This is a genomic window from Trichococcus sp. ES5 (assembly GCF_900067165.1).
GTDB lineage: Bacteria > Bacillota > Bacilli > Lactobacillales > Aerococcaceae > Trichococcus > Trichococcus flocculiformis.
Genome location: NZ_FJND01000035.1, coordinates 1 through 10,714, shown reverse-complemented (window position 1 = coordinate 10,714; position 10,714 = coordinate 1). Strand labels below are relative to the sequence as shown.

The 10,714-nt window shown below is 50.2% G+C and carries 6 protein-coding genes; 2 read left to right on the top strand and 4 right to left on the bottom strand.

All coding sequences use genetic code 11. The features are described from left to right. On the bottom strand, nt 1–571 hold a 571-nt coding region (locus TES5_RS14300; RefSeq protein ID WP_198143371.1), incomplete at its 3' end, for a transposase. 161 nt (nt 572–732) lie between these two features. On the opposite strand from TES5_RS14300, the gene TES5_RS14295 reads away from it, so the two are divergent. Beyond that, nucleotides 733–2,472 carry an ABC transporter ATP-binding protein gene (locus TES5_RS14295; protein ID WP_068562654.1) on the top strand — a complete coding sequence of 580 codons (1,740 nt, stop codon included), beginning with the start codon at nt 733–735 and terminating at the stop codon, nt 2,470–2,472. Further along, nucleotides 2,462–4,348 carry an ABC transporter ATP-binding protein gene (locus TES5_RS14290; protein WP_068562653.1) on the top strand — a complete coding sequence of 629 codons (1,887 nt, stop codon included), beginning with the start codon at nt 2,462–2,464 and terminating at the stop codon, nt 4,346–4,348. Before TES5_RS14295 ends, TES5_RS14290 begins: the two co-directional genes overlap by 11 nt. A gap of 602 nt (nt 4,349–4,950) precedes the next feature. Here the strand turns inward: TES5_RS14290 and TES5_RS14285 are convergent. From TES5_RS14285 to recQ, 3 genes are all read right to left on the bottom strand, one after another. Next, a complete protein-coding gene (locus tag TES5_RS14285; RefSeq protein ID WP_232309436.1) occupies nt 4,951–5,949 on the bottom strand; it encodes an asparaginase in 999 nt (332 codons plus the stop codon). A 51-nt stretch (nt 5,950–6,000) separates the two neighbouring features. Beyond that, the gene (locus tag TES5_RS14280) at nt 6,001–7,659 is read right to left on the bottom strand and encodes a L,D-transpeptidase family protein (protein ID WP_068562652.1); all 1,659 of its coding nucleotides are present in this window, start codon (nt 7,657–7,659) and stop codon (nt 6,001–6,003) included. 187 nt (nt 7,660–7,846) lie between these two features. Continuing rightward, entirely contained in the window at nt 7,847–10,024 is a 2,178-nt protein-coding gene (gene recQ, locus TES5_RS14275) for a DNA helicase RecQ (RefSeq protein ID WP_232309434.1), read from the bottom strand. Nucleotides 10,025–10,714: the final 690 nt, after the last annotated feature.

Sequence of the window (10,714 nt, the reverse complement as noted above, 5' to 3'; positions counted from 1 at the left end):
CTTCCAACTTTTCCCGACATTCGTTCAACAGTTCCGTGTCTTGCGGGAACTTGATTTCTGAAGGCGCGCAAGTGGCATCTAGAATGAGCGTCCCTTCATTCTTAGATCCCGATGCATCATTGTCATCACTATTGTCATTATCGTCAGCTTGGGAATCATCTGCTCCATCCTCTATAGGTTTGAGGATCAATTCATTGATTTCAATCAGAATTTCGGAGGAGAGACGTTTGCGGAAGTGCACCATCGAAGAAGCATCGAACGGCTTTTCATCCTTATAGGAAGGTAGTCCGACAAAGTACTGCAGATAGGGATTTTCGCGAATCTGATTGACGACTTCGGTATCTGCATACTGAAATTCACTTTGAATAATCAAGGCACCTAGTGCCATCCTTACCGGTTTGGCGATGTTTCCTCTGTCACTGATGAACAGAGCAGCGTACTTATCTTCAATGACTGACCAGGGAATCGAATCTGCTTTTTTGACCCAACGGTTTTCTGGGTTCATCGTAAGGCCCAATGGCTGATCGAAGTCATAAATGGTTAATTGCCGATTCGTCTGCTTTTTGTACATTTTCATCGCCTCTTTGTATCATTTTTGAAAAAAGTGCACGGGTTTTTGGTATTTCCCTCTTGAATCCATGCATCTATTATACCAAAAAACAGCTAAAAACGCTGTTGCGATAAGGTTTGTTAATTATTCAGTAGACATTATTTATGGAAAGGATTAATGCTATGATAAAAAAACTCATGGGCAGTATACGAGAGTATAAAAAGGATTCAATCCTCGCCCCTATATATGTCACCCTGGAAGTCGTCCTTGAAGTGCTTATCCCATTTCTGATGTCTATGATCATCGACCGAGGCATCGGCGAAGGGGATATGCCCTTCATTATCCGCATCGGACTTATTTTGATCGTCTCAACCCTCTTTTCACTAATTTTTGGAGCCCTATCCGGATTGCATGCGGCCAAAGCTTCCGCCGGATTCGCAAAAAATCTACGCAAGGATATGTACTACAATATCCAAGAATTCTCATTTTCGAATATCGATCAGTTTTCGACATCCAGTCTGATCACCCGTTTGACGACGGATATCACCAATGTCCAGAACTCTTACCAGATGATTATCAGGATCATGTTCCGAGCGCCGCTGATGCTCGTGTTCTCATTATTGATGGCTTTGAACATCAACAGTGAACTCGGGATGGTCTTCCTTGGAGCGATCCCGTTCCTTGGTATCGGTCTCTACCTGATCATGTCAAAAGCCTTTCCGATTTTCCAGAGAGTGTTCCGGACCTATGACAAACTGAATCGTGTCGTCCAGGAAAACCTTTATGGCATCCGGGTCGTCAAGTCCTATGTCCGTGAAGAGCACGAAAGTGAAAAGTTCAAATCCGTCTCCAAGAAAATCTACACTGATTTCACTAAGGCTGAAAAAATATTGGCGTTCAACAGTCCTTTGATGCAGTTCACGATGTATGCAAGCATTTTGACATTGTCTCTACTGGGTGCGCGTATGATCGTCTCCGGTTCGATGACGACAGGCCAGTTGATGAGTCTCATCACCTACGCTTCCCAAATTCTGATGAGTCTGATGATGATTTCGATGGTGTTCGTCATGGTCACGATTTCCCGTGCTTCAGCGGAACGGATTGTGGAAGTGCTGAGCGAAGAGAGCGATCTGAAGAACAACAGCAATCCGATCACAGCCATCCCTGACGGATCGGTCAGTTTCGAGCAGGTTGACTTCAGTTACACCAACGATCCGCAGAAGCTTGCTTTGAAAAATGTCAGTTTTTCCGTCAAAGCAGGAGAAACCGTAGGCATCGTCGGCGGAACCGGCAGTGCTAAAACTTCTCTGGTCCACCTTATTCCGCGTCTCTATGATGCAACCGGTGGTACGGTAAAAGTCGGCGGCGTCGATGTACGCGATTATGATATGCAGACATTACGCGGCGAAGTCGCTATGGTGCTCCAAAAAAATATCCTGTTCTCGGGAACGATCAAAGACAATCTGCGTTGGGGCAATCCTGCCGCTACCGATGAAGAGCTGATGACTGCGGCGCGACAAGCTCAAGCCGATGAATTCATCCAACGCCTTCCTGATGGCTACGACACTTATATTGAAGAAGGCGGCACAAACGTCTCCGGCGGGCAAAGACAACGGCTCTGTATCGCACGCGCTTTGGTGAAACAACCAAAAATCCTGATTCTCGATGACTCGACCAGCGCCGTGGACACCCGGACGGATTCCTTGATCCGGACCGCTTTCAAGGAAGAAATCCCGAACACAACCAAATTCATCATCGCCCAGCGCGTCTCTTCCGTTCAGGATGCCGACAAAATCATCGTGATGGAGAGCGGCAGCGTCAATGGCCTCGGAACGCACGATGAATTGCTGGCAACAAACACCATTTACCAAGAAGTGTACGATTCACAAACGAAAGGGGGCAATATTGCTGATGAAGCCTAATCAACCAAAACGACGCGGAGCCAAAGATGCCGGCAAAACGGCAAAACGCCTCCTGTCCTATATTTCCAAAGGCCACAAATTCACCTTTAGCCTTGTATTGATCTGTATCCTCATAAGCGCCCTTGCCAATGTCGCAGGTTCGCTTTTCCTGAAGAAGCTGATTGATGAGTATATCACGCCTTTACTGGGAGTAACCAACCCGGTCTTCACCAGCATGTACCGAGCAATCGCAATGATGGCCGGCATTTACATGGTCGGTGTCGTGGCAACTTATGTCTACAACATCCTGATGGTCTCCATTTCCCAGGGAATCCAGAAAAAAATCCGCGATGAGCTGTTCGCGCATATGCAGACCTTGCCGATCAAATATTTCGATACGCATGCGCACGGGGATGTCATGAGCCGCTATACCAACGATATCGATACTTTGCGCCAGATGCTTTCGCAAAGTATCCCGATGGCCTTTTCTTCCCTGGTCACAATCGTCAGCGTATTCGCTGCGATGCTGGCGGTAAGTTTGCCGCTGACGCTCATCGTCGTCCTGATGGTTGCCTTGTCGATCACCGTCACAAAGACGATCGGCGGCAAGAGTTCCGTCAACTTCGTCAAGCAGCAACAGACACTCGGTAAAGTGAACGGCTACATCGAGGAAATGATGCATGGGCAAAAAGAAGTTAAAGTTTTCGGACGCGAAACGGAATCCAAAGAGCGTTTCGACAAACTCAACGACGAGTTGCGTGAGAGCGCGACGAACGCAAACATCTATGCAAATATCCTGATGCCTATCCTGGGAAATCTAGGATACTTACAGTATGCTCTGATCGCCATGTTCGGAGGCGCCATGGCTGTCTCGGGCATCGGCGGCCTGACATTGGGTGCGATCGCTTCATTCCTGCAGTTGAGCCGTTCCTTCACGATGCCGGTCAACCAGATTTCCCAACAAGTTTCATCGATCGTGATGGCTTTGGCGGGTGCTGAGCGGATCTTCGAATTGATGGATGAAAAGTCTGAGTTGGATGAAGGCACCGTCACCTTAGTGAATGCAACCATGGTCGGTGATGAAGTGAAGGAAGCCGAAAACCATACCGGACTTTGGGCATGGAAAGTGCCTCAAGCAGACGGGTCGGTCCGTTATACGAAACTGACCGGTGATGTCCGATTCTTTGACGTCGACTTCTCCTACAATCCCGACAAGCAGATTCTGCATGATATCAGCCTTTATGCCCATCCCGGTGAGAAGGTCGCTTTTGTGGGATCGACTGGTGCCGGCAAGACGACAATCACGAACCTGATCAATCGTTTCTACGATATCCAGGATGGAAAAATCGTTTATGACGGCATCGACATCGCAGACATCAAGAAAAATGATCTGCGCCGTTCCCTAGGGATCGTATTGCAGGACACCAACCTCTTTACCGGAACGATTCTGGAAAATATCCGTTACGGCAATCTGGACGCATCCGATGAAGAAGTTTATGCGGCAGCGCGTTTGGCGAATGCCGATGATTTCATCTCCCGTCTGCCGCTGGGATACCAAACCGTCATTTCCGGCGACGGCGAAGGTATTTCCCAAGGTCAGAAACAACTGCTTTCGATTGCCCGTGCGGCTGTTGCCGATCCTCCCGTCATGATACTGGATGAAGCGACTTCCAGCATCGATACGCGGACGGAATCGATCGTGCAGCGCGGAATGGATGCGTTGATGCATGGACGGACCGTTTTCGTCATCGCCCACCGCTTGTCCACTATCCAGAATGCGGATGTGATCATGCTGATGGAGCAAGGCCGGATCATTGAACGCGGTGATCATGAGAAATTGATCAGCGAACAAGGAAAATATTATCAGCTTTATACCGGAGCATTCGAGCTCGAATAAAGGAATCCAGTTCGCAGCTCCGGTGAGGGGTACGCTCGCCGGAGGTCACCGGTAACTTTCACCGGCAACTCCGGCGAGGCTGAACTCACCGGAGGACGCAAGCGAAATGTTGGTCTATCTCCGGGGAAACCCCGTTTATCGGAGGTAGGCTCTCCCGCTCCCCTACCCCGTTCAGCGGACCCGCAAAGAAAATTATCGAATAGACGAAAAAGCAAGGGCAGCCCCCATTTGGGACTGCCCTTGCTTTTTTATATAACTAGGAAACAATAATTTTTCAAATTAAAAAGTGCGTCACCATAGGTGTTTCACAGATTTGCAACATGTTTCATGCAATCAAATTTGATGGCCAGCTTCACGGGTAAGCCCTTCGGAAAAAAGAATAAGGAACCTCTTGTCTCTGCGAGCCAAGACATACTGTTCGACTAATCTGCTGACGCAGAAAGTCTCTCAGCAATTGCGCTCTTCGATGCTCAGTTGCATAGGACTCTTAGGGATTCATCCCTTAGAGCCCCAGTACAAGGTGACCGTAGGGAACGTTGCGTGGACAGATTTCCTAAATTTCTTTCAGGGCTGAACGAACCCGTTCAGCTTTTCTCATCATTTTAATACAGGATATCGTTGCTGATCGTGGTGTAGAACAGTTCCTTGATCCGGGCTGGATCCTGCGTCTGGCCAAGGATCCACATCAGTTTGCATACGACCGCTTCGGTGATCATGTCGTAGGCTTCCAAAATATTGACCCGCGATTTCAGTTCGTGGCCGACTTTGTAGATTTCCATGTCGCTGCCCTCATTCGGGACCTGCGTCGTCATAACCACCGTCTTACCTTGGCTGATCCAGTGGTTGATGACTTCGAAATACCCGTACTTCGGCGCTGAAGGGATGCCGCCGACTCCGTAGCTTTCGATGATGATGGCATCGTTCCGTTCAAACATGTAAGCAAGAATATCCGAATCCACTCCCGGCGTCAGCTTGAACAACGCGACCTTCGCATCCAAATTGTCATAGAAGCGCGGTGCTGGCGCTTTTTCTTTTGTGATGTAGGAGATTACGCGCCCATCCTGGATGATCGCCAAATAAGGATAATTGATGCTGGAAAAAGCCTGGAAGCTCTTGGAATGCGTCTTCCTTGCCCGTGTTCCAAGGATGACCTTCCCGTTGAAAACGATCTGGACACCGCTGGCGGAATCGGACGATGCGTACAGGAAACTGTCGAAGAGATTCGTCTTCGAATCGGTGATTTCCATGTTGATCGGTTTTTGGGCACCGGTAATGATGATCGGTTTGGGGGAATCCTGGATCATGTAGGACAGTGCGGCAGCCGTATAGGCCATTGTATCGGTTCCATGGGTAACGACAAACCCGTCATATTGTTCATACTTTTCCCGGATTGTGTCCGTCATCAACACCCAGATGTCAGGCGCGATATTGGTGCTGTCGACATTGCAGATCTGCAGCGTATCGACTTCGCATATTGCTGAGATACCGGGGATGTAAGCCAGTATCTCTTCTGATGTCAGTTGGGGATCGAGCCCGTTCGGCGTTATTTTGGAGGCGATCGTTCCGCCCGTTCCGATCATCAATATCTTTTTCTTAGTCACACATTCACCTGCTTGTTCATTATTTTTTTCATGGTTTTCCGCGTCTGGTGGTTAATATACCACGACCGGCGTGCCGACGGAATAGGTATTGTAGAGCGTTTGGACCGCATAGTAAGGGGTATTCACGCAGCCGTGCGATCCTAAATAAAGATAGAGGTCGCCGCCGAAGCCTTGGGTTTGCCAAGAGGCGTCATGCAAGCCGTAAGCATTCCCCAAAAATGGGATCCAATATTGGACCGGCGACTCGTAATCTTCCCCGATCAGGACGCTAGGCGATTCCTTATACGGCTGGATTGCGAACAGCCCTCTTGGCGTCGGCATCGAAGGCCTTCCGGTTATGACGGGAGCGTCGACGATCCGCTGGTTGCCGATGTAGGCCCAGACACGCTGGTAGGCGATACTGATGATGATGTAGCTGGAACCAACATAATAGTTGGTTCCCGCGTTAGTCCGAAAGGTGCCATCCTGGACAGTCCAATCGGGTCCCGTCGGATAAATCGGAACGGCCGGGGCAACCGGTGCGGGCGGCGGTTTCGGTACGTATTTCATGAAAGCGACTGCCGTGTTCCCCGGCGCTGCCGCATCTTTTTGGACCACTTGCATCTGGACGGCGCTGACGTCATAGTCGTAGCCCTGTGTTCCTGCCGTCTCCCCGTTCTTGGCCCAATCCAGCCAACCCACTCCGGGCACATGGACCTGGTAATAGATATCATAATGCGCAGCCAGTTCATCCGTCAGCTGCATTTCGATCCGCTCGATACGTTGGCCTGTTCCGGGCAGTCCGGCTTCCAACCCATCCTGCGTCCATTCAAACCAGCCGTTTTCACTTGTGGCGGCGCGGTAGGAAATCGATCCTGGATAGGGCTGGGAGTCCAATTTTGCTTGCAGGCCTTCAAGAGATTGCGAGGAATCCGGAGATCCGCTTTGCCCCGGGTTGAGGACTGGCTCCTGCCAGCCCGAACCCGTCAGATAGCTGCTGTAGGACAAGACCGGTTCGGTGCGTTTGATGAAGCTCTGCTCACGTTTGCCTAAAAAAGCCTGTTCCTTGTTCATCAGAACGATTTCAACCCCTTCGACCGGATAGCGGAACCCCTCCGTTCCGGCTGTTTCACCATTTCCGGCCCAATCCAGCCAACCGAATCGGCCCGTTTGGACCCGGTAATAAAGATCATACTGAGCGGCCAAAGCACCCGTAAGCTTGAATTGAACGGATTCGATCACTTCACCTGCTCCGATCGTTCCGGCTGCCTCGCCATTTTTGGCATAGCCCGACCAACCGCTGTCCTGGCGATAAGTCCGATATGAAACGCTGCCCGCTTCGGCCAAATGGGTCAAGCGCACCCGGATGGCTTCGAGCGGCAAAGCCGCCCCACCGCTGATTGCGCCTTCCTGCACTTCGGACTGCCAACCGCTGTCCTGTAAGTAAGTCGCATAAACTATTTCAGCGTTGCTGGCTGTTGCCGAGGACAGCGGGATTTTCTGCGCCCCCGAAAGGCCCGCCACACTTCTTGTTTGTTGTGTAACATACTCCTTGCCGGTTTCGGCAAGCGTTCCATCCAGATTTATGTAGGCAGACTGGAAAAGTTCCAGCAAACTTTTTTCGACAGCTGTACCGTTCTCCAAAGAATATGCTGGAGCCGCAATGCGGGCAGGGGCTAATCCGGCAAAAATGAACAACCCCAACAGAATAAACAAAATGTTCCTTCTCATAATAATCCCTCCCGGCAGGACCGTAAGCGACAGGAAATGGAGCGCCCGTTCGTAACCGCTCTCTTTCCTCCATTATACCAAACAAAGCCCCGTTAAAAAAAACACAAGCGGACAAAAGATACGGATAACTGCAAAAAGTTCAGGGTCGCTTCAAAATGAAGCGACCCCAAACTAGTTCTAAGTCATTCTACTGTTCTCTTTTCCGGAAAGCCAACACCATCCCGATCTGGAAGTAGCTGTAATCGTCCCCCAGCTTTTCCTTGAGCGGTTTCAGGTGCTGATCATCGGATTCCTCGACTTCTCTGGCGATGGCTTTCGCCTGCTCGTCCGTGACGAAATCCGTCAAACGCATTTCGTATGCCGATAACTCAGCCAAATGGCGGAAATGGTTTTCGATCGTCATCCGTGCAAGGCCTCGGATGGCGATGATTTCTTCGACCGTCTTGCCTTCTTTATAAAGGCGATAGGTCTCCTCAAAGGTGGTACCGGCGTAATTTTTCTGCGCCGGTTTCGGGCGTTTTTCTGCAGTTTCCGGATTGTCTTTCTGTTCCAGCCGTTTCCGCTGCAGAATCGATTCGGCATCAGGGAACTCCTTCAGATAATCGGAAATGACACCCATGAATACCTCGCCATAGCGCTCCAGCTTCGTTTCGCCGACTCCCGACAGGCGAAGGAAGGCGTCATCGTCAGTCGGAAAGTTGCGGGCCATCTCATGCAGCGTGCTGTCGGAAAAGACGATATAAGAAGGGATTCCGTGCTCATTCGCCATTTCCGTGCGGACACTGCGCAGGCGGTCGAACAGCTCGGTATCGTACAAGCCGCCTCCGCTCTGTTTGGCGGTGCCCTTGCCGGTCTCGACCGCATAGGACATGCCGACTTTTTTTCCTTCCTTGAGGACCTCCAACGCTTTTGCGGTGACTTGGATCAGCGGATACTGATCGCCTGTCACCTGCAGGAATTCATCCGCGATCAAAACCCCAATCATTTCGCGGATTTCCCCATCATTATAGGCGCTCATGAGTCCGTACGTCTTCAGCTTATCCAGCCCGAAATCGGTGATGCCCTTCTGTTTGCTGCCCGTCAGGATGCCGATGATTTTCTGGACGCCGTAACGTCCGCGCACTCGCACGACGCAGGACAGGATTTTTTGGGCTTCTTCCGTGATGTCGATCTGCTCCGTGCGGCGCAGGCAGTTGGAGCAGTGTTGGCAATTCAGCTCCGCTGTCGTTTCACCGAAATATTCCAGGATGTATCGGCGCAGGCATTGGTTCGTGTAACAGTAATTAATCATCTTGTTCAATTTGTTGGTCGCTTCGCTGTCATTCGTCTTGCTGTTCAGCAACTGATTGATGATGATGTCCTGCGTCGAAAACAGCAGGATGACACGCGCTTCCTCGCCGTCACGCCCCGCCCTTCCGGCTTCTTGGTAATAGCTTTCGATGTTTTTGGGCATGTTGTAGTGGTAAACGGTCCGCACATTGCTTTTGTCGATTCCCATCCCGAAAGCATTCGTTGCGACCATGATCGGTTTGCGGTCGAACAGGAAATCATCCTGGTTCCTTTGGCGTTCGTGTTCCGGCAACCCAGCATGGTAAAGTGTCACGGCAAAGCCTTTTTGTTCCAATTTCCTCTGGACCGACTCCACATTTTTTCTGGTCGAGCAGTAGATGATGCTTGCTTCTTTAGGGTTGAGGTCCTTCACGAGGAACTTGAACTTGTCGGCGGGCTTTTCCACGCTGAAGGCCAAATTGCTGCGGTCAAATCCCGTCACCAAGCGGAACGGCTGTTGCAGGCGCAGCTGGATCATAATATCGTCCTGGACAGGTTCGGTGGCAGTGGCGGTGAAGGCGGCAACCCGCGGACGTCTGTCAAAAACATCGTACAGTCTGGCCACACCTTGGTAGGAAGGGCGGAAATCGCTGCCCCACTGTGAGATACAGTGGGCCTCATCGACCACCAACAACGGCACATTCACAAAGCGCAAAGCATTCATGAATGACTCGTTGTCTATCCGTTCCGGCGCTATGTAGAGCAGCTTGAGCTGTCCGGAGCGCATGTCGTCCATCAATTGCAGAAACTCTTCTCTTGAAAGCGTGCTGTTCAGGTATGCCGCGGCAATCCCCATTTCCCGCAAGCTGTCCACCTGATCCTTCATCAAGGATACGAGCGGGGAAACGACGATCGTCATGCCGTCCAGCAGCAACGCCGGCAGTTGGTAACAGAGCGACTTCCCTCCGCTCGTCGGCATGATCCCGAGCACGTCTTTCCCCTGCAGGGTGTTCGTGATCAGTTCCTCCTGGCCCTCCCGGAAGCTGTCGTAGCCGAAATATTTTTTCAGTGTTCCATACAGTAATTCTTTATCCACCACTTGCATCCATCCTTAATTGTTTATCTTTTCTTATGAACCGAATATTCCTGAACGGTCTTGCCTTCACTCAAGAAAGCAATGGCAAACCGTCAGAAATGACCTCCTCATCATATCACATCCGCGGCCTCTTTTTTCGCACAAAAAATAGTACGGCGCTCCCATGAGTGAAACCTCTACTTATAAAATATGCAGATTATCCGCCTTATGTTTTGACGTGTGGTATATAATTGTAAGGTGAACACGTCATGACCGGTAGTGCCAAAAATTCTATGGAAACTGCTATGAATAATGAAGTGATGTGAAAATCCGTGCCCTACTATTCAAAGTTGGGTGAAACAAACGCTCTTGACAACCGAGCCAATGGTTTCTTCCTCTGCCGTCAAGGGCGACGGTATACAAAAGGAGCAGCACAAAGTAGCCCTTGGTCTCAGGAAATTTTAAACCATTGGCCATTCGGATTGTCAAGAGTACGCTCCGCCGTTTGTTTAGTTAATTGGTTCTCTTTTTTTAGAGGGCTCAGGTGCCAAAAGTTAAGGGGTTTGGTCCATCAGCCACTCTTGGGATAAAGAGATTAATTTTGTCCATTTAGCCGGCATATTGGGAAGTTTGTCCAGCTCAGGAATCAACACAGGTACCTTCTTTTCTAAGGCAGCGTGCGGTCTCAAAAAGTTGAAGTACACACAGAAT

Coding starts and splice junctions, on each gene's coding strand:
- TES5_RS14295 (WP_068562654.1), top strand. CDS start 733: ATGATAAAAAAACTCATGGGCAGTATACGAGAGTATAAAAAGGATTCA.
- TES5_RS14290 (WP_068562653.1), top strand. CDS start 2,462: ATGAAGCCTAATCAACCAAAACGACGCGGAGCCAAAGATGCCGGCAAA.
- TES5_RS14280 (WP_068562652.1), bottom strand. CDS start 7,659: ATGAGAAGGAACATTTTGTTTATTCTGTTGGGGTTGTTCATTTTTGCC.